The following is a 22333-nucleotide window of genomic DNA, read 5'->3' as shown; positions in this document are numbered from 1 at the left end:
CTCAGGCCGCCGGCATGCCGAAGCAGCCCCGGCCCACGGCGGCCAGTCGTCCCTGGTCGTCGAACACGTCGACGTCGACCACGCCCACCGTCTTGCCCGCGCGCCGGACCCGAGCCTTGCCGGTCAGCCCCGTGCCGGCCGACGGCCGCAGATAGTCGACGCGGAAGTTGATGGTGGGAACGGGCTGCTTCGTGCCCATGATGAGCGCGAAGCAGCCTACGGTGTCGATCAGCGAGGCGATGGCGCCGCCGTGGAACTGGCTGCCGCCCGCGCCACGCTCCAGTTCGCGGCGCATGGGCATGGTCATGGACAGCGTGCCGGCCGCGACGTCGGCCTGGTCGCAGCGCAGGCCCAGGAAGCCGATGAAGGGCGACGCGTCCAGCCATTTCTGGATGTCGCCGGTGGTCATGGCGGAAGGAGAAGAAGCGTCGTTCATGATGAAGATCCTTGTTCCAGGCCGGCCCGCGGCAGCGCCGTCCGGACCAGCGACACCCAGTACGCGCTGCCCAGCGGCAGGATCGCGTCGTTGAAGTCGTAGTGGGGGTTGTGCACCATGCAGCCGCCTTCCCGGCCTTCTCCGTTGCCTATCCAGACATAGGCGCCGGGCCGGGCCTGCAGCATGAAGGCGAAATCCTCGGCCGCCATCAGGGCCTGTGCCTGGGTCAGCACCCGGGAAGACCCCACCAGGGCCACCGCCGCGTCGCGGGCCAGGGCGGCTTCGGCTTCGGTATTGATCGTGGGCGGATAGCGGCGGTCGTAGCGCAGCTCGATCCCCACTCCGTGCGTATGCGCCACGCCCTCGCAGATGCGGCGGATGTCCGCCTCGACCGCGTCGCGCACCTCGTCCTTGAATACGCGCACCGTGCCCGACAACCGGGCCGAGGGCGGAATGACGTTGTGGGTCTCGCCCGCGTGGAAGGTGGTGATCGACACCACGGCCGAGTCGAGCGGGCTCACCCGCCGGCTGACGATGCCCTGCAAGGCGCAGACCAGCGCCGACCCCGCCAGCACCGGATCGTTGGCCGCATGGGGGAAGGCCGCGTGGCCGCCCTGGCCGCGCACCTCGATGTCGAGCAGGTCGAACGAGGCCATCATCGGTCCCGGCATGACGCCGAAGGTGCCGGCCGGCATGCCGGGAATGTTGTGCATGCCGTAGACCGCATCCATGGGAAAGCGCTGGAACAGGCCTTCCTCGACCATCAGGCGGCCGCCGCCTTCGCCTTCCTCGGCGGGCTGGAAGATGAAGTGGACCGTCCCGTCGAAATCGGGGTGCGCCGCCAGGTAGCGCGCGGCGCCGAGCAGCATCGCGGTGTGGCCGTCGTGGCCGCAGCCGTGCATCTTGCCGGGCACGGTGGAGCGGTGGGCGAAGGTATTGGCCTCGGTCATGGGCAGCGCGTCCATGTCGGCGCGCAGGCCGATGGCGCGCGTGCCGCGGCCGGCTCGCAGCACACCCACCACGCCGGTACGCGCGATGCCGCGATGCGTCTCGATGCCCAGCGACTCCAGCGTGTCGGCCACCAGAGCGGCGCTGCGCACTTCCTCGAACGCAGTCTCGGGGTGCGCATGAAGATCGTGGCGGATGCGGACCAGTTCGTCGCGATAGGCCTGGATTTCCTCGAGCGGATTCATGGCGGCTTCCCTCATGGCGTCCGTTCGACGAATTCGATCACGTTGCCGCACGCCGAACGCGGATCGACCACGATACCGCCAACCCGCGCATGCGGCACGCCGTTGGCGTCCAGCAGCGCGGCCAGGCGATCGCGGTCGCGTACGGCGATGCGCATGCCGGCGTAGGCCACGCCATCGCCCCCGGCCGGCGCCGGGCAGCCGAAGCGCGCCTCGAAGGCGGCCGGCTCGTACAGCACCAGCTCGGTCCTGCCGGGCGACACGGCGTGGCCGCCGTCGGCGCTCCGCACCGCCGCGACGCCGAACAGGCGCTCGAAGTAGGCCGCCGCGGACCGCGCGTCGCTGGCCACCCCGATGGCGGCCAGCAGCGATTCCGCCGTATTGGGATGCTCCAGCCAGTCCTCGCGCAGGTAGAGCTCGACGTTGTGGTACTGGCAGACGTTGAACTTCAGCGGCGCGGGAATGGGCAGGAGCACGTCGAACTCGGGCCAGACCGAGCCTTCTCCTGGAATCGCCCACTCGCGCCGTACGTGCGAAGGGGCGGCGAACGGATAGCCCGCGTCCACCAGCATGCGATGCGCGGCCTGCGCATCGCCCGTCATCATCACCATGGACTTGATGCCCGGCGCGCCCGACAGGACCTCGCGCATGGGAGCGGGCAGCAGCGAGGCATCGGCCACACCCATCAGTTCGATGAAGTTGGCGGCGCCCGGCGTGCGCGGACGCATGGGAACCAGCCGGTTGGCGATGCCCATGGATGCGATGTTCGACACCGGCGTCAGCCGGAACCCCAGCCGCTCGTAGGCCGTGCCCGCGGCATCCAGGTCGGCCACGTAGGTCATCAGGTGATCCAGCTCTTCGATGCCGTGGCTGCTCGTGTTCATCGGTTTCGGTTCCATGTCTGATTCGGGTTACAGGGCCAGCACTTCGTGCTGGTAGGGAAACTGCGCCAGCAGCCGGCGCGCGCCCTCCACGTGGATGGACGGCACGCGCGCGCGCACGAAGGTGCCGTAGCGGGGATGGGGCGCGACCTCCAGGCCCACCCGCTGGCCGCTGCCCACCAGTTCGCGCAGCAGGGCCTCGAAGCTGCGGTGCGCGGCATCCAGGCGCAGCAGGGTCTTGTTGACCTTGCCCACGCCGGTCAGCGGCAGGGCGTCCAGCACGATGACGTCCTTGGGCACGGCAGCGCGCTCGGTGATCGAACGGGTCGCCAGCGCCAGCAATTCGGTGGGCAGCGCCAGGTGGCCGGGCTTGAGCTGCACGTAGGCCACGGGCAGCTCGCCGGCGTAGGCGTCGGGCCGGCCCACCGCCGCCGCCAGCGCCACGGCCGGATGGGCGTAGAGCGCGGTCTCGATCACCGCCGGATCGATGCCGTGGCCGCCGCGCTTGATCAGGTCCTTGGCGCGGCCGGTGATCCACACATGGCCGTCGGCATCGACCCGCCCCAGGTCGCCGGTGTCCAGCCAGCCGTCGCGGAAGAACGGCTGGCGCCCGGGCGCCACGCCGCGATAGCCGGCGAACACACTGGGGCCGCCGATGGCCAGCACGCCGATCTCGTCCACGCCGCAGTCGCCGGTCTCGCGGCCCTGCGCATCCACCCGCACGGCCTTGACGCGGCAGTACGGCAGCGCCACGCCGACCGATCCCGCGCGGCGGGGGCCGTGCAGGGGCATGGAGGTCACGGCCAGGCAGGCTTCGGTCAGGCCCCACGGTTCGGTCAACGGCACTCGCAGGCGATCCACCAGCGCGTTGCCGATGGACACCGGCAGCGCCGCCGCGCCATTGACCAGCAGGCGCAGCGCGGGCACCCGCGCCTTGGACGGCATGCTTTGCGCCAGCTGGCCCATGACCGTGGGCGGAGCGATGAGCACCGTCGCCTGCTCGCGCTCGGCCAGGGCCCAGGTATCGGCCACCGTGCCCGGCCCCCGGTAGCCCAGTTCACCGGCGATGATGATCGAGGCGCCATTGACCAGCGGAAACAGCGCGCTGGCCAGCAGCCCGCCAACGTGAAACATGGGCATGGCGGCGTACACGCGGTCGGACTCGGCGTAGCCGTAGCCATAGCTGGAGAACAGGGCGCAGACGGCGAAGTTGTCGCCCGTCAGCGGCACCAGCTTGGGCAGGCCGGTGGTACCGCCCGTGTGGAACAGCGCCACCTGCTCGGCGCCGCGCTCGCGCAGCGGACAAGGCGCCGGCGGCGGCGCCAGCAGGTCGGCCCGGCGCAGCAGCCTGGGGGGCGACAGGCAAGCCGCGAGTATGGCCTCCAGCTTGGCTTCGATCACGTCGCCATCGGCCACCAGCACGCGGGCGGCCATGGCATCGAGCAGCGTGGCGATCTCGCCGGCTTCGAGATAGAGATTGATCGGCGCCACCACGCCCACCGCCTGCGCGCCCAGCACCACGGCCACGGTCTGCGGGCCGTTGGGCAGCAGCGCGGCAACGGTGTCGCCGGCGCCGATGCCCGCCGCCGCCAGGTTGGCCGCCACCCGCAGCACGGCCTCGTGCAGGCGCTCGAAGGTCCAGTCCTCGGGCGCGTCGCCCAGCAGCCCCCGGGGCAGATGGCGGATGGCAAGCGCCCGCGGGCGCCGCCGGGCCGCCAGCGCGAATAGATGCGGCAGATCGCGCGCCGGCAACCGCCCGGAAGGCGGCACGGCGGCGAACCGGGCCGCATCGGCCGCGCTGGCGAATACCGTGTCGAACGGAATCATGGCGCCCCCGTCACGGCGTCACGACGATCTTGCCGAAGAATTCGCGCCGCTCGAACGCGCCGTAGGCATCGATGGCCCGCGACAGGGGCACGATCCGGTCGATGACCGGCTTGAGCCGGCCGTCGGCCACCATCGCCACCAATTGCTCCTGGTCTTCCAGGGTCCAGCCGGTGGAGCCGATGATGCTCATTTCCGACGTGAACAGATAGGGAATATCGGTCACGGCCTTGTAGCCGCCGGTACCGCCGCAGCACAGCAGGCGGCCGAAGCGCTTGACGCAGCGCATGGACGGCAGCCACGTGTCGCCCGCCGTGAAGTTCACGACCACGTCCACGCCGCCGCCGCGCAACAGCGAACCGGTCTTCTCCCGGATGACCTGATCGAACGACGCCTGGGTATAGTCGATCGTCTCGTCCGCGCCCATTTCCTCCAGCCGGCGGCACTTGTCCGCATCGCCCGCGGCGGCGATCACGCGCAGGCCGGCGATCTTGGCAAGCAGCACGCAGGCGTTGCCCACGCCGCCCGACGCGCCCAGGATCAGGATGGTCTCGCCAGCCTGGATGCGCCCGCGGCCATGCAGCATCCGGTGGGCCGTGCCATAGGCGCACGGCAGGCAGGCCGCGTCCTCGTAGGACACGTTGTCGGGCAGGCGCATCAACTGGCTGGCGCGCACCACGCAGTACTCGGCCATGGCACCGTTGCGGTTCTCGCCCAGCATGTCGAAGGTGCCCGCGGTCCAATCGACCTGGTGCGGGATGGGCAGCACGCGGTCGCCCACTTTCCACCCTGTCACGCCTTCGCCAAGTTCGGCGATGTCCCCCGCGCAGTCGGAACCGTTGATGCCCGGCAACTGCACCTTGATGCCCGGCATGCCGCGGCGCGAGAACAGATCGGCATGGTTGAAGCTGGTCGCCCGGACCCGGATCTTGACCCAGCCAGCCGGCACGGCGGGCTCGGGCACGTCGCCGTGGCGCAGCACGGACAGATCGCCATGTTCATTGAAGTAAACGGCTTTCAAGGCAGCTCCTTTGTGCGGAAGACAGTCATGAGCAAAGAGGGAAAAGCACCATTGCCGCGTTTTTTCGTTTTGTATAGTATCCAACATGTTGTTCATAGTGCAATGATTCAAACTTTGGAGCCGAGCCATGCGAACGCTGTCCAAGTTGGTTTTCACTGCGGTACTGGCGGCATGCGCGTCCGTGCCCGCCCAAGCCCAGAACAAGAAGGTCGCCATCGCCGGATGGGGGCCGCATCCCACGCTCGACGCCACCATCGCCGGCTTCAGGAAAGGATTGGCGGCGGAAGGGTTCAAGCCGGGCGAGAACCTGGCGCTGGACGAGACCAACGTCAATTTCGACCGGTCGCTCATCCCGCAGATGCTCAACAAGCTGGCCAGCGGCAATCCGGACCTCATGGTGACCATCGCCACGCCCGTCTCGCTCACGGCCATACAGCAGCTGCGCACGCGCAGCTTTCCCATCGTGTTCACGCCCATCGCCGACCCGGTCCATGCCGGCCTGGTCGGCGGCTGGAAAAGCGGGGAACGGCTGCTGACCGGCTCGTCGGTGGCGCTGGACTACGACGCGGTGCTGACCTTCTTCAAGGCCGTCATCCCGGGCCTGAAGCGCCTGGGCGTGCTGTACGACACGGGCGACGACAGCTCGACCGCCGCGCTGGACGGGCTGGCCCCCATCGCCGGCAGACACGGCATCGCATTGGTCAAGATAGGCGTAGACAGCCCATCCGAGTTGCCGCAACGCGTGCAGTCGGCGCGGGGCCGGGTGGATGCCCTCTACCCGGTGGCTTCCGGGCGCATCCAGCAAGGGGCGGCCACCATCGCCGCCACGGCCGAGCGGGCGCAGCTGCCGGTCGTCACCACCATTCCCGAGATGGTCCGCCAGAACCAGGCGGCCGCGGCCCTGGCCGTGTCCTTCGAACAGTCGGGCGAAGCCGCCGGCCGCATCGCCGGCCGCATTCTGAAGGGCGAAAACGCCCAGGCCATCCCGGCATGGCGTCCCGCCCCGGAAGATCACCATCCGCTGTTCAGCGCGGCCCGGCTGAAGGCGCTGAACCTGTCCGTGCCGGCGGCCTACAAGGACTGCAACTGCGTCGTCGGCCAACCGGGTAGCGCGCCGTGATCCGCATCGCCCGCCTGTGCAAGACGTTCAACGCCAACACGCCCGACGCCAAGACCGCCACCCGTGACCTCGACCTGTCGGTGGCCGACGGTGAGTTCGTCGCGGTCATTGGCGGCAACGGCGCCGGCAAGAGCACCCTGCTCAACCTCGTGGCCGGCGCGCTGCTGCCCGATTCGGGCACGATCGAGATCGCCGGCAAGGACGTCACGCGCAGCCCGGAACACCGCCGCTCGCGCTGCGTGGCGCGCGTTTTCCAGGACCCGATGACAGGCACCGCGCCCATGCTGAGCGTGGAAGAAAACCTGGTGCTGGCCGAAATGCGGGCGCGCGGGCGCGGGTGGCGGCAGGCGCTCACAGGCCGCCGCCGCGACCGCTACCGCGAGGCGCTGGCGGGGCTCGGCCTGGGGCTGGAGGATCGCCTGGGCGCCCGCGCCGGCCTGCTCTCCGGCGGGCAGCGCCAGGCGCTGGCTCTGGTCATGGCGACGCTCGAGGCCCCCCAGGTACTGCTGCTGGACGAACACACGGCCGCGCTCGACCCGCGGACCTCCGCCGCCGTCATGGAAGCCACGCGCCACCTGGTGGCGGCGCTCCGGCTGACCACGCTGATGGTCACGCACAACATGGAACACGCGCTGCAGTACGGCAGCCGCATCGTCATGATGGCCGACGGCGCGGTACGGGCCGACCTGTCCGCCGCCGACAAGCAAGGCCTGGGCGTGGCCGACCTGGTGGAACGTTTTCATATCGCGGACGACCGCATGATGCTGAGCTGACCCATGATGGCCCTACTCGAAAGCTTCTGGTTCCTGATACCCGTCACCCTCGTGCAAAGCCTGATCTATTCGACGGTCGCGGTGGGCATCATGATCCCGTTCCGCATCCTGTCGCTGCCCGACCTGACCTGCGAAGGCAGCCTGCCGCTGGGCGGCTGCCTGGCCGCGGCGCTGGTGATCGCCGGGCTCGACCCGTTCGCCTCGACCCTGCTGGCGGTGGCGGCCGGCGCGGCGGCGGGCGCCGCCACCGCGTGGCTGCACCTGCGCTTTCGCATCCACTCGCTGCTGGCGGGCATCCTGGTATTCACCATGCTCTGGAGCGTGAACCTGCGGGTGCTGGGCAAGCCCAACGCCTCGCTGCCATCGGGCCACAACGTGTTCGACGCGGTCTCGGCAACCATCCTGCTGTCCAACGGCTGGCAGGTGGCGGTCTTCGGCGCGCTGGCGATGTCGGGCGTACTGGCGCTGGTGTGGCTGTTCCGCACCGAGATCGGCCTGTCCATGCGCTGCGTGGGCGCCAACGACAGGCTCGCGCCGGCCCTGTCCATCCGGTCGGCCAGCTATATCGTCGGCGGCTTTGCGCTGGCCAACGCCATCGTTGCCGGGGGCGGCGCGCTGCTGGCGCAGCAGCAGGGCTATGCCGATGTCACCATGGGCCTGGGCATCCTGATCAACGGCCTGGCCTCGCTGATCGTGGGCGAGGCGCTGGTCGGGCGCCATACCGTCGCCCGCCAGGTCTGCGCGCCGGTCGTCGGCTCCATCGTCTACTACCAGCTGGTATCGCTGGGCCTGGCCAGCGGACTGCATCCGTCCGACCTCAAGTTCCTGACCGGCCTGTTCGTCATCGCCACGCTGGCGCTACCCGGCCTGCGCACGCGCGCCGGCCCCATCGGAGGACTGTGACCATGCCACAGACACAGCTGATCGGCCTCATAGGCGGCATGAGCTGGGAATCGTCGGCCCTGTACTACCGGCTGCTCAACGAAGCCATGCAGCGCCGTGCCGGCGGCCACCACAACGCCGAAAGCGTCCTCGTCACGCTGGACTTTGAACCGCTGCTGCAGGCGGGCGCCGCGGGCCGCTGGGCCGACGTCGGCGGCGCGCTGGTCCAGGCCGGCCAACGACTGGCGCGGGCCGGCGCCGGCTTCTTCCTGCTGACGGCCAACACCGCCCATCGTTTCGCCGACGAGGTCGAACGCGGCGCCGGCCTGCCCCTGCTTCACATCGGCACCCCGACGGCCACGGCCCTACAGGCCGCCGGCGTGCGCCGGGCCGGCCTGATCGGCACGCGCCACGTCACCCAGTCGCCCTTCTATGCGGACTGGTACCGCGACCATCACGGCATCGAACTGGTCCCGCCGCCTCCCGAGGACTGCGCGGCCATCGACGCCATCATCGTCGACGAACTGACGCGCGGCCGCATCGACCCGGATTCGCGCCAGCGCCTGCTGGCCGTCATTGATAGAATGCGGCTCGCCGGCCTGCAGGCGGTCGTCGTAGGATGTACCGAACTGCCGCTGCTGCTGGACGGCGCGGCGCCGTCGCTCGCCTGCTACGACACCACCCGGCTGCATGCCGAAGCCGCGGTCGAGCGGGCCCTGGGCGGACCATCATGATTGCGTCCATTACCTGACAGGTTGCCCCGCATGCCCGCATCGAAACAGCCCAAGAGTGCCGCGGCGCCCGCCGTGCGCGAAAAGAAAGGCATCCAGTCCGTCGAAGTGGGCGTGCGGGTCATCGACGCACTGGCGGCCGCCACCGGCTCGCTGCCGCTGCGCGACATCGGCAGGGACGCCGGCATCTCGGCCAGCCAGGCGCACCGCTACCTGACCAGCTTCGCCAAGTCGGGGCTGGTGGTGCAGGACCCGGCCACCGGCCACTACGGCCTGGGGCCGCAGGCGCTGCGCTGGGGCGTGTCGGCCATGACCAAGACCGACGTCTTCACGCTGGCCTCGCAGGCCCTGGACCGCATCTGTACGCGCTTCGACCTGACGGGCCTGCTGTGCGTGTGGGGCGAATCGGGGCCGACCTGCATACGGCTCAAGCGCAGCACTTTCCTGATCGGCACCGACCTCGGCCTGGGATCGGTGTTCCCGGTTCTGACCTCGGCCTCGGGCATCGCCTTCATGGCCCACCTCCCGCCGGCCATCACCAAACCCTTCATCCAGAAGGAAGTCGCGCGCGCCAAGGCGCGGGGCGAACGCATGGCCGCCGCCGACCTGGACCAGACGAGGCAGGCCGTGCGCGCACGCGGCTATGCCGAGAACCACGGCCACTACGTCAACAACCTGTCGGCCCTGGCCGCGCCCATCCTCGACTACCAGGGCGCGCTGTCCACCGTCATCACGCTGATCTTCCGCGAACCGCCCGGCCAGGCGATCGTGCCCAGCGCCGCCGAGATCGCCGCGGCGCTGGTCGAGGAAACCCAGGGCGTATCGCGCTCCATCGGCTGGAAACCCGCGGCGGAGTAGGCCATGCCCATTCCCGCGCTTTCCACGCCGCGCCTGCTGCTGCCTCCCCTGACGCTGGCCGATGCCCCGGCCATCCAACATGCCTTCGCGCGCTGGGAAATCGTGCGCTTCCTGGCCGACCGCGTTCCCTGGCCCTATCCCGAAGACGGCGCGTTCGTGTTTCTGCGCGATGCGGCGCTGCCGGCCATGGAGCAGGGCCGCGAGTGGCACTGGAGCCTGCGGCCCAGGCAGGAGCCCGACCGCCTGATCGGCGTGATCAGCCTGATGGACGACCCGGACAACAACCGCGGCTTCTGGATCATGCCGGAATGGCAAGGCCGGGGCCTGATGACGGAAGCCGCCGTGGCGGCCACCGCCTACTGGTTCGAAGTGCTGGACAAGCCCCTGCTGCGAGTGCCCAAGGCCGCAGCCAATATCGCTTCGAGCCGGATCTCGGCGCGCGGCGGCATGCGCGTGGTGGCCACCGAGGAGCGCGGCTACGTGTCGGGCAGGCTGCCCAGCGAGATCTGGGAGATCACGCGCGAGGAATGGCTTGCGCGGCGCGGCCATACGACGGGCTAGAGCAGACGCGTACCCGGCGGCACGTCCTTGTCCGGCACGCACAGGGCGACATGGCCGTTCTCGTCGTGAAAGCCCGTCACCAGGCACTCCGACATCAACGGTCCGATCTGCTTGCGGGGGAAATTCACCACCGCCACCACCAGCCGGCCCACCAGTTCCTCCGGCCGGTAATGATGCGTGATCTGCGCGCTGGACTTGCGCACACCCAGCTCCTCGCCAAAATCCACGTGCAGCACGTAGGCCGGCTTGCGCGCCTGGGCGAACACCTCGGCGCTGACGACGCGGCCCACGCGCAGCTCGACCTTCATGAAGTCGTCCCAGTTGATTTCCTGCATGCGGCCTCCTTGCCCGGCAAACGCGCATGGTAAAACAGATCGCCCCCGCGCTTTCACGGAGAGAACACATGGACAGCACGACCTCCATCCATCACTCGGCCGCCGACGGCTACACCAAAGGGGCCGACACCTATGTCCGCGGGCGTCCCGACTATCCGCCGGAAATCGCGGGGTGGCTGCGCGACACGCTGGGCCTGCATGCCGGCGCCACCGTGCTGGACCTGGGCGCGGGCACCGGCAAGTTCACGCCCCGCCTGCTTGCCACCGGCGCCAGCGTGATCGCCGTGGAACCGGTGGCCGCCATGCTGGACAAGCTGGCCGCGGCCCATCCCGGAGTCCGGCCGCTGGTCGGCACGGCCGACGCCATCCCGCTGCCCGATGCCAGCGTCGACGTGGTCGTGTGCGCGCAGGCCTTCCACTGGTTCGCCACGGCCGAAGCCCTGGACGAGATCCATCGCGTGCTCAAGCCCGATGGCCGGCTGGGGCTGGTCTGGAACATGCGCGACGCAAACGTCCCCTGGGTGGCCGCGATCGACCGCATCGTCAACGAATTCGAGGGCGACGCGCCGCGCTACTACACCGGCGCCTGGCGTCAGGCCTTTCCCCACCCGGGCTTCGGGCCCATGGACGAGCGGCACTACGCCAACGGCCATACCGGATCCCCGGAAGACGTCATCCTGAACCGGGTGCGCTCCACCAGCTTCATCTCGGCGCTGCCGCCAGAACAGCGAGCCGGCGTGGACCAGCGGCTACAGGCCTTGATCCAGGCCGAGCCCGAACTGCGCGGCCACGCCGCCGTGACGCTGCCCTACGACACCGCCGCGTATTGCCTGGCAAGAACGGACCCCGCGTAGGACACCATGAACACCTAGGCCTGGCCCGGATCCGGCGCCCGCGCGTCACGCATCGCCCGCATTTCCCGTTTCAGCGACAGCGCCAGTATCGCGGCCGCGCCCAGGCAGCCGGCCAACGCGGCCATGCCCAGCGAGAAGCTGCCGGTGCGTTCCTTGATCCATCCCATCAGGTAGGGGCCGGCGAAGCCGCCCAGATTGCCGACCGAGTTGATCAGCGCGATGCCGCCCGCCGCGGCCGTGCCTTGCAGGAACAGCGGCGGCATGGCCCAGAACGGCCCCAGGCAGGCATAGATGCCGATCGAGGCCAGGCCCAGGCAGCACAGCGCGATCCACGGCGTGCCGAAGTAAAGGCTGGCGAGCAGCCCGGCGACGCTGACCAGGGCCGCGGCCGCGACGTGGCCTGCGCGTTCGCCGTTGCGGTCGCTGCGGCGTCCCCAGGCCAGCATGGCCACCGCGCTGACGGCATAGGGCGCGGCCACGATGAAGCCGACCGCGGCATTCGAGTATCCCATCGCCTTGGCGATCTGCGGCAGCCACAGGCCGATGCCGTACAGCCCGATGACGATGCCGAAATACACGCCGCACAGCACCAGCACGCGCCGGTCCACCAGGGCCGGCCACATGGCGTGGTGGCTGCGGCCGGTAGCGGCCAGCCGGTCACGCGCCAGGTCGGCCTCGACGATTCCGCGTTCTTCCGGCGACAGCCATTTCGCATTGACCGGACGGTCGGGCAGCGCGAACAGGACCACGATGCCGAGCACGCACGAGGGCAGGCCCTCCAGGATGAACAGCCATTGCCAGCCCTTGAGCCCCATCAGGTCGTCCATGCCGACCAGCAGGCCGGAGATGGGCGAACCGATCGCGCTGGCCAGCGGCACCGCCGCCATGAACAGGGCGATGAATTTCGCGCGGTGCCGGGCCGGGAACCAGTAGGTCAGGTAGAGCAGCATGCCGGGCAGGAATCCCGCCTCGGCGACCCCGAGCAGGAAGCGCAGCGTAAGAAAGCTCGCGGTGCCCGACACGAAGGCCATGGCCGCCGAGATCAGGCCCCAGGTGACCATGATGCGCGCGATCCACAGGCGCGCGCCGACCTTTTCCAGGATGACGTTGCTGGGGACCTCGAACAGGAAGTAGCCGATGAAGAAGATGCCGGCGCCCCAGCCGAAGATGGTGGGCGTGAAACCCAGGTCCTGGTTCATGGTCAGCGCGGCGAAGCTGATGTTCACCCGGTCCAGGAAGGCCATCAGGTAGAGCAGCATCATCAGGGGGATGATGCGCGCGCTGATCTTGCGGTAGGGATCGATCGGCGTCCTGTTCTCCATGCCCGCTCCGGTGGGATGCCTTTTTGGCCGCGCCCATCGTAGCGCATTCCCCCGCAGCGTGGCGGGCCCCGCTATGCCCCGCCCAGCACCGTGACGTCGGTGGGCCAGTCGGTGAACGGCCCGGGTTCCGAGACCTGCACGCCGTGGGGCATCCTGCCCATGCGTCGCGCGCCGCCTGGGGCGACGCGCACCGTGTCGCCCCAGGCGAACTGGACCACGCCGTCGGCGGTCGAGATCGCGGGCTTGCAGATATAGACGCCGTCCTCGGGGAACACCGCTTCCATGGCGCGCTCGGTCGCGCCGTAGAAGGGGTCGCCGCCAAGCTTGGTCAGCACCAGCGGCCGGTCGTCGCCCAGCCCCCGTCCGTGCAGGATGAGCGCAGCCTTCAGCCCGGCCAGGGGGCCGCTGCGCGGCGCGATGCGCCGCGTGATGTCCACCGTCGCGGCAATGACCTCGCGCACGGTGGCGCCGGCGCGCAGCACGCTCAGCAGTTCGGCGTACATGTCGCCATGGATGGCCGACAGGTCGCGGATGACGGGCGGGCAGCGGTTCACCGCCACCACGGGCAGGCGCTGGGCGCGGTAGCCGATGACCGAGGCCTCGATCTCACCCAGGATCAGGTCCCCCCCGCGCAGCGGCCGGGCGGTGGGCCGCGTGAGCGTGCGGCCGGGATTATCGCCGCTGACCCAGTTGAAATGCACCGACAGCTCCGAGCCCCGGCGAAACATGGCGTGCATGGTCTCGGCCCAGACGACGTAGTCGGGCACGCCGGGCTGGGCCGCGATCAATTGCGCCTCGAGCGCGCGCTCGACCAGGTCGATGGAACATTGCAGGACGTCGATCTCCTCCTGGCTCTTGATCTCGCGCACGTCCTGCATCAGCTCGCCCACCTCGACGAAGCTCGCGTTCGGCACCGCGCGGGCCAGGGCCTCGTAGGTGCCGTGCATGATGGTGCCCTCGGGGGTACGGGTCCCGCCGACCAGCCCGCTGATGCCGATGCGCTGCCCGTCCAGACCCAGTTCCCGCAGCCGCTCGCCCATGGCGGCGCCGAACTGCCGGTTGACGGTGCGCACGTCCGCCACCCAGTCCTGCACCAGCGGCCCCCACCGTTCCTGCGCCGAGGTGGCGACGACGGTGACCTCGCCTTCCAGAGGAAAGACCACGCCTATGGACGTGTCGGCTCCGCCCCCGCAGTGGGACAGGTAGCGGGCATCGGCCTGCCAGTCGGTGGAATTGCCCGGATTGGGCGGCGCGATGATGGCGGCAAGACCTTCCTCGGCCATGCGCCGGCGCACGGCCTTCCATCGGCGGTCGCGTTCGGCCAGGGAAAAGCGGCGGTAGGGATGCATCGTCGGCGTATCGGTCATGGCGGGCGAAGAAAAGCGGTTACACGGCATCCGGATGCACGATGGCCATCCAGATCGGTTCCTTGCGGCTGCCGGTGGCCTCCATGGCCTCGGCCAGCCGCGACAGCGGAAAGCGGTGGGTGATGAGATCGTCGGCGGCGGCCTGGCCCGAGGCCAGCAGGTCCAGCACCAGGTCCGTGTCCTCTTTCGTGCAGGAACGGGTGCCGACGAAGCGCCAGCAGTGATGCATCATGTCCCGGATCGAGAAGGGCAGCATGGACGTGTTGCCGCCCATGTGAACCAGCGCGCCGCCCGTGCCCAGCGCCGCCATGGCTTGCGCGGTGCCCGGCCCCGACGGGAAGAAATCCAGCACCGCGTCGGCCCCTTGGGGTAGCAGTTCGCCCAGGCGCCGCGTCAGGCCCTCGTCGTCCTCCCAGCCCGGCAGGTCTTCCAGGGCCACCGTCCGCACGGGCAGGCCGCCGGCCAGCGGGCGCAGGGCCTCCAGGCGCGAGCCGGAACGTCCGACCAGCACCAGCTCGCGCGCGCCGAAAAAACGGGCGAACTTGATCGAGGCCGTGCCCATGGTGCCGGTGGCGGCGGTGATGACCAGCCGGCCGGAGGCCGGCATGCCGGTCTGCCGCAGCGCGCGCACGGCATTGCCCAGGTCGTGCAGCTTGGCGCCCACTTCGAAGCTGACGTTGTCCGGCAGCGGATCGACGTGGGTGGCGGGCACGCGCACGTATTCGGCCAGGCCGCCGTCGTGATAGCGCTCGTACAGCGGCATGGGGCCGGTGCCGAAGGCCGCGTGGCCGATCATCGCGGTGGACGGGCACATGGGCTCGCGCCCGCTCAGGCAGTATTCGCAGCGTCCGCAGGTCAGGCTGGGCGAGACGCGCACGCGCCGGCCAACCAGGGCCGGATCGACGCCGTTGCCGGCCTCGGCCACCACGCCGGCGATTTCATGGCCGAGCGTGGTCGGCAGGTGGCGAAAGCGCCCCTTGGCCAGCAGCTTGGTGATGCCCGGCGCGATGCCCGCGCTGGCCACCCGCACCAGCACCTCGCCCGCTTCCGGCTCGGGCACGTCCACCGTTTCCAGCTTGAGTTCGCCCGATGCATGGGCGCGGGCGGCGATCATCTGCTTCATGTTCCGTATCCTGTCATTCGTCTCTGGGCTCAGCGCGCGCGCAGCCGCTCCACCACGGCGGCATCGCGCCTGTCCCCCTGCCTGGTGCCCTGGGCCGACTGCGGGATCTCGTGGCGGGATGCCAGCATCAGGTATTCGCCGGGTTCGTGGTGAATGCTGGTGAAGGCCACGCCCTGCGGGATGCGCACGAAGTCGCCCGGCTCGATCTCCAGGCAGCCGCGCTGCGTGACCAGCGTACGGTGCCCGCTCACCTGGTATTGCACTTCGTCGGCGTTCAGGTGGCGCTGGTAGACGCGGCCGTCGCTGGCCGGGCGGCGCGTGCGGCCGATCCAGACGTGGGTCGAGCGGTAGATCCAGCAGGCCCCTGCTCCCTCGTCACCGGGGTCGAGCACGGCCAGCCGGCGCGGGTCGTTCAGCGCATGATCCAGCAGCAGGCGTTCGTCCGCCGGCGCCAGCACCAGGTACTGCCCCGGGCCGGCCAGGTCCCTGGACACCATCTCGTTGACCACCGCGGGCTGCCACTCGGGAAACGGCGTCTGGCGATGTTCCGAGGTCCGGCGCGCGGGCAGCAGTTCGGCCGCCGGGTCCGACACGTACAGCAGCAGATGGATGTCCTGTCGACCATAGTTGTCGTGCGCCACGCCGTTGGGCAGCCGCACGAACTCGCCCGGCACCAGGTCGACCGAACCCAGCTCCGTCATCAGCAGGCGCTGGCCGTCCACCTGATAGGAAATCTCGTCGGCGCCGGTGTTGCGGTGATAGAAACGCTGCCGCCCATGCGCCATGGAGTGGCGTTCGATGCGCAGGTAGGGGCTTTCGTAGACGTTGCGCTGGGGGCCCTTCTGATCGGAGTAGCGCGGCGCGTAGTGGATGGCCTCGATGGGCGGCGGCTCGGGCGCCTTCACCGTGGACGGCACGGGATCGTCCAGCAGCAGCGCCTCGCGCCGCGTCAGCACCACGGGCGGGGTGTCGAACGGAAAGATGTCGAGATGTTCCTGGACGATGCTCATGCTTGGTCTCGCGTGATCGGATGGGGATGGCCGTGGCGGCCTCCGGTGCGCGCATCATGGCCGCAAGCAAGGAGAAAGACAAGACGACGATAATTTTTTTCGGCTGGCTGGAAACGCCGTATCAGCAGGGAATTCCGATGGCGGAAAACCCCGTTTCTCCAGGGGCCGGGCCGCGCCGGCCGAACGGGTACGATGGTGCCATGCCGATAAATAAAATAGATGCCATGGCAGGCCAGATTGATCGGCCGGCCCGGCTCACGCCGCCGAGGCGGCCATCCCGGCGACGACGTCCCGTATCGCCTCGATCAGCGTCCGCGCCGCCGGAGACGGCTCGCCGGTGGCGCGCAGGGTCAGGCCGATGTCCCGCTCCGTGCCGGGCAGCGCGATGTCCAGCACCGCCAGGCTGCCGGTCTGGCACTCGTAGTGCAGTTGCTGGGCCGGCAGGATCGCCAGCATGTCGGTGCGCAGCAGCAGCCCCCGGATCATGGCGAGGTCGGCCGTCTCCACCGCCGGCTCGGGCGTGCGCACGCGCGCCCGAGCGAAGACGTCGTCCAGGATGGTCCGGGCGGGCGTGTGGGCGCGGGGCAGTATCCATTGCTGCCGGCCCAGCCGGGCCAGGGTCAGGCCACGGCTGCCCGCCAGCGGATGGTCGCTGCGCGCCAGCACCACCATGGCCTCGGACATCAGCATTTCACCGCGCAAGCCGCTGGCCATGTCGGCCGCCCGCAGGCCGCCGAAGATGAAATCGACGTCGCCGGCGCGCAGGTCCGCGGCCAGGATCTCGTAGGCGCTTTCGTCGGTCACGACGCGCACGCCGGGGTGGGAACGGCTGACCCGGGCCACGGCCTCGGGCAGGATGCGGGTGCGCGCGAATGGCAGCCCGCCGACCACCACCTGGCCGCGTATGCTGCCCTTCACCGCGGCGATGTCGTCGGGAATGTGGCGCAGCTCGTTCAGCGCCCGGCGCACCTGGAGCACGAACTGTTCCCCCGCCTCGGTCGGCTGCAGGCCGCTGGTCGTGCGATCGAACAGCGGGAAGCCCGCCCCGCTTTCCAGGATGCGTATGGCCGCGCTGACCGCTGGCTGGCTGATGCCCAGGGCATGCGCGGCCGTGGGCATGTGGCGATGCCGGGCCAGCGCCACCAGCAGTTGCAGGCGGCGCGTGTTGAGCAGGTAGCTCGGCACCGTCGGTGCCACGGCCGTGCGGGCGCGCGGTTGCCCTGCCGCGCACCACGACGCCAGGTCCTCCAGTTCGCCGAACACCCGCGCGTTGCGGTCGAGCACCGCCCGGCCGACCGCGGTGGGAACCATGCCCGTGGCGCGCCGCTCCAGCAGGGGTTCGCCCAGCGCCTGCTCGATCTCGCGTATGGATCGGGTAACCGCCGACTGGGCACGGAACAGGGCCGCCGCCGCGCGCGTGGCGCTGCCGTGCTGGGCCACCGCGCCCAGCACCCGCAAATGGGCCAGGCTGGGCAGGGAAGCGAGACGCTTGGGAGGAGTCGGCACGATGCGGATCCGGAAAAAGTTCCAGGGTGGGGCACGGCGCGCGGCGCCGGCATACAAGCTTGTTCAAATGCCATCTTATTTTTTTATCGGCATTATGGCAGCCGCAGGGACCGATCTCCCTCCTGGCGTCTCGCCGCGCGGTGTTTTCCGGCGTCCCGGGGGCTCCGCAAGCCGATCGGATTGCCTTATGCCTGGCGCTCGATCTGTCTCAAAATGCGAGAACGCGCTTTGACGGCGCGGCGGCCGGTTGCGGACCATGGCCGCCAGGATCGAGGAGACGACATGAAACCCACTCACAACATTCCCGCCGCGGCGGCGCGCCACGGGCTTCGCGCCCTGCACGCGCTGGCGCTGGCCACCCCCCTGGCGTGCGCCGTGGCCCAGCCCGCGGGCTTCCCGAACGGCCCGGTCAGGATCGTCGTGCCGGGCCCGGCCGGCAGTTCCATGGACCAGTCGGCGCGCACCCTGTCCGACCCCCTGAGCAAGGCCTGGGGCGTACCCGTCGTGGTGGAGAACCGGCCCGGCGCCGGCACCACCATAGGCAGCGACGCCGTCGCGCGCGCCGCTCCGGACGGCCACACGCTGCTGTTCACCTCGACCGCGTTCGTGCAGGCGCCCTCGCTCTACCGCAACCTGACCTACGACCCCATCAACAGCTTCGTGCCCGTGGCCCAGGCTGCCGACGCGCCGCTGTGGCTGGCCGTGAACGCCGGCATCCCGGCCCGGACCGTGCGCGAATTCATCGCCCTGGCCAAGGCGGCTCCCGGCAAGTACACCTACGCCTCGCCCGGCGCGGGCACCACGCCCCATCTGCTGGGCGGCCTGCTGGCCAAGGAAGGCGGCGCCGACATGCTGCACGTGCCCTACAAGGGCACCCCGCCCGCCGTCATGGACGTGGTGGGCGGCCGCGTCTCGGCCGTCTTCGCCAGCTATTCCACGCTGGCCCCGCAGGTCGAGGCCGGCAAGCTGCGCGTGCTGGCCAGCACCGGTCCCACGCGTTCCGCGCTGACGCCCACCGTGCCGACCATGAAGGAGGCGGGCTTCTCGAACTTCGGCCTCGTGGGCTTCGAGGGCCTGCTGGCCCCGGCGGGAACGCCGGTGCCGGTCGTCCAGGCCATCGCCCGCGCGGTGGCGCAAGTCGGTGCGACGCCGGAAGTCAAGGCCAAGTACGCCTCGGTCGGCCTCGTACCGGTGGAAAGCTCGCCCGAGGCCTTTTCGCAACTGGTCCGCGACCAGCTCCAGGCCTGGAAGGCCATCATCGCCAACGCCGGCCTGCAGCCCGAATAACCGGCCTCCACCTTACGCACGACCGCATCGCGCGCCGTCCCGGCGGACGGCGCCGGCCCGCTGCGCGTCCGCGCAGCCCGGGCCGGTCCCCGCGCGCCCATGCTTCCCCCAAACGAGCCAGCCACGACTGGCAACGGAGACACCCGATGAAGACATTCAAGCCCCTGCTGGCCCTGGCGGCCGCCGCCCTGGCGCCCGGCCTGGCCCACGCCCAGGGCAACGTCACCCTGTATGGCATCGTCGATGCCTCGATCGAGTACATCAAGTCCGGCGACAACAAGGCCACGCGGCTCCAGTCCGGCGGTCTGACCCAGTCGCGCTGGGGCCTGCGCGGCACCGAGGACCTCGGCAACGGCAACCGGGCGCTGTTCGTGCTGGAGGGCCGCTTCAACGTCGACGACGGCACCCAGGTGGGCGGCCAGTTTTTCGGCGGCCGGTCGGTGGTGGGCCTGTCCGGCCGGTGGGGCACGCTGACGGCGGGCCGCGAGTACAGCCCCATCTACGACCTGAAGATCCGCTCGAACGCCTTCAACGTCGCGCCGTACAGCACCTCCCAGGTGCTGATGGCCGCCGGCGTCTCGCGCACCGACAACGCCGTCCGCTACGACAGCCCGGTCTGGAAAGGCTTGCGCGCGGGCCTGTTCTACAGCCTGGGAGCGGAAAGCACGACCCAGGGCAAGATGGGCCGCCATGCCGGCGCGGCCGGCCAGTACCAGCGGGGCCCGCTGTACCTGGGCCTGGCCTGGAACCGCGTCGACGTGCTGAACGCCGGCGTGCACGCCACCAACGAATGGATGGCCGGCGGCAGCTACGACCTGGGGCGCGCCAAGCTCTACCTGAGCTACTGGCAGTTCCGCACCGACAACGGCGCGGCGCCCGATGCGCGGGTCGGCCTGTGGACGCTGGGCGCCAGCTTCAACGTCACGTCCAGCGGCCGCCTGCTGGGCAGCCTGGGCCTGCTCGATGCATCGCGGCCGGCCGCCGCCTCGGGCAACGACGCGCGCCAGATCACGCTGGGCTACGAATACGACCTGTCCAAGCGGACGACGCTGTATGCCCAGTATTCGCACGTCGCCAACAAGGCGGCCGCCAACTACCAGCTGAGCCGCTTCGCCAACAGCGGCGTCGGCACCGGCAGTGTCTCGGACCCGACCGCCCTCCAGGTCGGCATGCGGCACTCGTTCTAGGCGCTAGCGCGTGATGCCCTTGCTTTCGATCAGCGCGCCCAGCATGTCGTAGTCCTTCAGGAGGTTCTTCTTGAACTCCTCGGGCGTGGTCATGTAGGGATCGGCCGACAGTTCCTTCAGCCGCGCGCGCACGTCGGGCGCCTCGGCCGCCTTCGCGAAGGCCTGATGGATGCGGGCCACCAGCGCCGGCGGCGTGCCCGCCGGCACGAACAGGCCGGTCCACTGGTGCGGATTGAACGTGGGATAGCCCGCCTCGGCGAAGGTGGGCACGTCCGGCAGCGCGTCCATGCGCTTGTCGCTGGTGACCGCCAGCGCCCGCACCTTCCCGCCCAGCGCCTGGGGCACCGCCAGGGTGGCCGAGATCAGCAGCGCCTGCACGTGCCCACCCACCAGATCGGTCATGGCGGGGCTGCCGCCCTTGTACGGCGCATGCACCATGTCCATCCGGGTCATGTCCTTGAACACCTCGAAGAACAGATGGTTGCTGGTGCCCGCCCCGGGGCTCGCGTAGGAATACTTGCCCGGCGCGGCGGCGGCGAACGAGACCAGTTCCTTGACGGACTTCACCGGCAGCGAAGGATTGACCAGCATGACCAGCGGAATGCGCACCAGTTGGCTGACCGGCTGGAGGTCCCGGAACATGTCGTAGGACAGCCCCTTGTAGAGATGCGGATTGGCCGGCACGCCGTCGGCGGTCATCAGCAGCGTGTAGCCGTCCGGCTCAGCCCGCGCCACGGCGCCTTCGGCCACGGTCCCGCCGGCCGCGGGACGGTTCTCGATGATGACCGGCTGGCCGAAGATCTCGGCCAGGCGCGGCTGGAAGGCCCGGGCGATGATGTCGGTCAGCCCACCGGGCGCGAAGGCCACGACGACGCGGATGGGCTTGGCGGGCCAGGCTTCCTCTTTCGCGCCGACGGCGGCGTGGGCGGACAGCAGGCTGCCGGCCACGAGCAGACAGGCGGCGCGCCGGGTACGGACGGACGGAATGGACTTGGGCATGCTTGTCTCCAGTAGGTATGGCACTGCGTGACACTGCGGTCACTTGCGATCCGGCCCGCGTTCAGGCCGAGGGAAGAAACTTCTCGGCCCGGACCCGGTGGCGGTCCACGCCCCGCGCCGCCAGCCAGCCGGCGCAGGACTCGATCATGGGCGGCGGGCCGCACAGATAGACATCGGGCGCATCCCGCAGCATGTCCTCGCGCAGCAGCTGCGTGACGTGGCCGGCGGCGCCGGTCCATCCTTCGCTGGAGACCGCGATGCGCTCGATCTCGACAGGCAGGACGGCTGCCAGCTCGGCCAGTTGCTCGTGGGCGAAGAACTCCGCCGCCGCGTTGGCCCCGACCAGCAGCCGGATCGGCGGCGCGGCCCGGGGCGCGCGCGCCAGGTGGCCCAGCATGGACAGGAAAGGCGCCAGCCCCGTCCCTCCGGCGATCAGCAGCAGCGGCCGGCCATTCTCGCGCAGGTAGAAATGACCGGACGGCGGCGTCAGCGCCAAGGTGTCGCCCACCGTGGCGCGCTGGGCGAGGTAGGTGCTCATGGCGCCGTCCGGCACCAGCTTGTGGAAGAACTCCAGCAGCTTGCTTCCCGGCAGGTTGGCGAACGAATAGGCCCGCGACACGCCGGCGCCGGGCACCGACAGGTTGGCGTACTGGCCCGGCAGGAAGTCCAGCGGCGCGGCCGTCTCCAGCCGCGTCCGCACGACCGTGGACGAAACGCGCTCGACCGCCGCCAGCCGCGCCTCGATGGACGCCGGCGCCTGCCCGGCCTGGAAGCTGGAAGGATAGGGCAGTTCCACCACGCAGGACGAGCGCGGCCGCATCTTGCACAGCAGCGTCTGCCCCTGGTCGCGTTCCTCGCGCGATAAGGCCTCGTCGCTGTAGTCGTCCAGCTCAAACTCGCCCGCCGTGCACCAGGCCTTGCATTCGCCGCACGCGCCCTCCAGGCAGTCGTGGGCCAGTTGCACCGAGGCGCGATAGGCGGCCTGGTAGACCACCTCGCCGGACCGGGCAGGAAAGCGGACCGTCCTGCCGTCCTCGAAGATCGCGGTGATGTCATGCATGGCGCG

22 protein-coding genes are annotated in these 22333 nt (G+C 70.0%); 9 read left to right on the top strand and 13 right to left on the bottom strand.

The window, feature by feature from the left end; genetic code table 11:
* Window position 1: 1 nt before the first annotated feature.
* Genes WKR98_RS05300 through WKR98_RS05280 form a run of 5 tightly spaced genes read right to left on the bottom strand, consistent with a single transcriptional unit; the run spans window position 2 to window position 5352 of the window.
* Window positions 2-436, bottom strand: a complete 435-nt coding sequence (locus tag WKR98_RS05300) for a PaaI family thioesterase (RefSeq protein ID WP_238160245.1) — start codon at window positions 434-436, stop codon at window positions 2-4.
* Complete coding sequence (locus WKR98_RS05295; protein ID WP_341432291.1) at window positions 433-1629, bottom strand: M20 aminoacylase family protein; 1197 nt, start codon at window positions 1627-1629, stop codon at window positions 433-435. The genes WKR98_RS05300 and WKR98_RS05295 overlap by 4 nt, the downstream gene beginning before the upstream one ends.
* 11 nt (window positions 1630-1640) lie before the next feature.
* On the bottom strand, window positions 1641-2510 hold the full coding sequence (locus WKR98_RS05290; protein ID WP_341432290.1) for a VOC family protein: 870 nt from the start codon (window positions 2508-2510) through the stop codon (window positions 1641-1643).
* 27 nt (window positions 2511-2537) lie between these two features.
* A complete protein-coding gene (locus WKR98_RS05285) occupies window positions 2538-4334 on the bottom strand; it encodes an AMP-binding protein (protein ID WP_341432289.1) in 1797 nt (598 codons plus the stop codon).
* Window positions 4335-4344: 10 nt separating this feature from the next.
* Window positions 4345-5352, bottom strand: a complete 1008-nt coding sequence (locus WKR98_RS05280; protein WP_124687150.1) for a zinc-binding dehydrogenase — start codon at window positions 5350-5352, stop codon at window positions 4345-4347.
* 127 nt (window positions 5353-5479) lie between these two features.
* On the opposite strand from WKR98_RS05280, the gene WKR98_RS05275 reads away from it, so the two are divergent.
* Genes WKR98_RS05275 through WKR98_RS05250 form a run of 6 tightly spaced genes read left to right on the top strand, consistent with a single transcriptional unit; the run spans window position 5480 to window position 10277 of the window.
* Window positions 5480-6472, top strand: a complete 993-nt coding sequence (locus WKR98_RS05275) for an ABC transporter substrate-binding protein (protein WP_341432288.1) — start codon at window positions 5480-5482, stop codon at window positions 6470-6472.
* Window positions 6469-7245 carry an ABC transporter ATP-binding protein gene (locus WKR98_RS05270; RefSeq protein WP_341432286.1) on the top strand — a complete coding sequence of 259 codons (777 nt, stop codon included), beginning with the start codon at window positions 6469-6471 and terminating at the stop codon, window positions 7243-7245. The genes WKR98_RS05275 and WKR98_RS05270 overlap by 4 nt, the downstream gene beginning before the upstream one ends.
* 3 nt (window positions 7246-7248) lie before the next feature.
* Window positions 7249-8148 carry an ABC transporter permease gene (locus WKR98_RS05265; RefSeq protein WP_124687147.1) on the top strand — a complete coding sequence of 300 codons (900 nt, stop codon included), beginning with the start codon at window positions 7249-7251 and terminating at the stop codon, window positions 8146-8148.
* Window positions 8149-8150: 2 nt separating this feature from the next.
* Window positions 8151-8861: an aspartate/glutamate racemase family protein gene (locus WKR98_RS05260; RefSeq protein ID WP_124687146.1), complete on the top strand. Its 711-nt coding sequence runs from the start codon at window positions 8151-8153 to the stop codon at window positions 8859-8861.
* A 30-nt stretch (window positions 8862-8891) separates the two neighbouring features.
* Window positions 8892-9716, top strand: coding sequence for an IclR family transcriptional regulator (locus tag WKR98_RS05255; RefSeq protein ID WP_341432285.1), 825 nt, complete (start codon window positions 8892-8894; stop codon window positions 9714-9716).
* Window positions 9717-9719: 3 nt separating this feature from the next.
* Window positions 9720-10277: a GNAT family N-acetyltransferase gene (locus WKR98_RS05250; protein WP_341432284.1), complete on the top strand. Its 558-nt coding sequence runs from the start codon at window positions 9720-9722 to the stop codon at window positions 10275-10277.
* Here the strand turns inward: WKR98_RS05250 and WKR98_RS05245 are convergent.
* Window positions 10274-10612 carry a tRNA-binding protein gene (locus tag WKR98_RS05245; protein WP_124687143.1) on the bottom strand — a complete coding sequence of 113 codons (339 nt, stop codon included), beginning with the start codon at window positions 10610-10612 and terminating at the stop codon, window positions 10274-10276. The genes WKR98_RS05250 and WKR98_RS05245 overlap by 4 nt on opposite strands.
* A gap of 68 nt (window positions 10613-10680) precedes the next feature.
* Between WKR98_RS05245 and WKR98_RS05240 the strand changes: the two genes are divergently transcribed.
* Window positions 10681-11466, top strand: coding sequence for a class I SAM-dependent methyltransferase (locus WKR98_RS05240; protein ID WP_341432283.1), 786 nt, complete (start codon window positions 10681-10683; stop codon window positions 11464-11466).
* A 14-nt stretch (window positions 11467-11480) separates the two neighbouring features.
* Here the strand turns inward: WKR98_RS05240 and WKR98_RS05235 are convergent, their stop codons facing one another.
* The 5 genes from WKR98_RS05235 to WKR98_RS05215 all read right to left on the bottom strand — a co-directional run bounded on the left by WKR98_RS05235 (window position 11481) and on the right by WKR98_RS05215 (window position 17794).
* Entirely contained in the window at window positions 11481-12788 is a 1308-nt protein-coding gene (locus WKR98_RS05235; protein WP_341432282.1) for an MFS transporter, read from the bottom strand.
* Between the two features lie 71 nt (window positions 12789-12859).
* The gene (locus tag WKR98_RS05230) at window positions 12860-14137 is read right to left on the bottom strand and encodes a M24 family metallopeptidase (protein ID WP_341432281.1); all 1278 of its coding nucleotides are present in this window, start codon (window positions 14135-14137) and stop codon (window positions 12860-12862) included.
* 37 nt (window positions 14138-14174) lie between these two features.
* Window positions 14175-15278 carry an alcohol dehydrogenase catalytic domain-containing protein gene (locus tag WKR98_RS05225; RefSeq protein ID WP_341432280.1) on the bottom strand — a complete coding sequence of 368 codons (1104 nt, stop codon included), beginning with the start codon at window positions 15276-15278 and terminating at the stop codon, window positions 14175-14177.
* 29 nt (window positions 15279-15307) lie between these two features.
* Entirely contained in the window at window positions 15308-16288 is a 981-nt protein-coding gene (locus WKR98_RS05220) for a hypothetical protein (protein ID WP_341432279.1), read from the bottom strand.
* A gap of 255 nt (window positions 16289-16543) precedes the next feature.
* A complete protein-coding gene (locus tag WKR98_RS05215) occupies window positions 16544-17794 on the bottom strand; it encodes a LysR family transcriptional regulator (protein ID WP_124687137.1) in 1251 nt (416 codons plus the stop codon).
* A gap of 282 nt (window positions 17795-18076) precedes the next feature.
* Between WKR98_RS05215 and WKR98_RS05210 the strand changes: the two genes are divergently transcribed.
* Entirely contained in the window at window positions 18077-19081 is a 1005-nt protein-coding gene (locus WKR98_RS05210; RefSeq protein WP_341432278.1) for a Bug family tripartite tricarboxylate transporter substrate binding protein, read from the top strand.
* Between the two features lie 146 nt (window positions 19082-19227).
* Complete coding sequence (locus tag WKR98_RS05205) at window positions 19228-20268, top strand: porin (protein WP_341432277.1); 1041 nt, start codon at window positions 19228-19230, stop codon at window positions 20266-20268.
* Between the two features lie 3 nt (window positions 20269-20271).
* Here the strand turns inward: WKR98_RS05205 and WKR98_RS05200 are convergent, their stop codons facing one another.
* Window positions 20272-21267, bottom strand: coding sequence for a Bug family tripartite tricarboxylate transporter substrate binding protein (locus WKR98_RS05200; RefSeq protein WP_341432276.1), 996 nt, complete (start codon window positions 21265-21267; stop codon window positions 20272-20274).
* 61 nt (window positions 21268-21328) lie between these two features.
* Window positions 21329-22327 carry an FAD-binding oxidoreductase gene (locus WKR98_RS05195; RefSeq protein ID WP_124687133.1) on the bottom strand — a complete coding sequence of 333 codons (999 nt, stop codon included), beginning with the start codon at window positions 22325-22327 and terminating at the stop codon, window positions 21329-21331.
* Between the last annotated feature and the right edge of the window lie 6 nt (window positions 22328-22333).

It is taken from the genome of Pigmentiphaga sp. YJ18, from assembly GCF_038066655.1.
GTDB lineage: Bacteria > Pseudomonadota > Gammaproteobacteria > Burkholderiales > Burkholderiaceae_B > Pigmentiphaga.
Note: the sequence above shows the minus strand (reverse complement) of the source record. Positions and strands in the feature narration are given on the sequence as shown.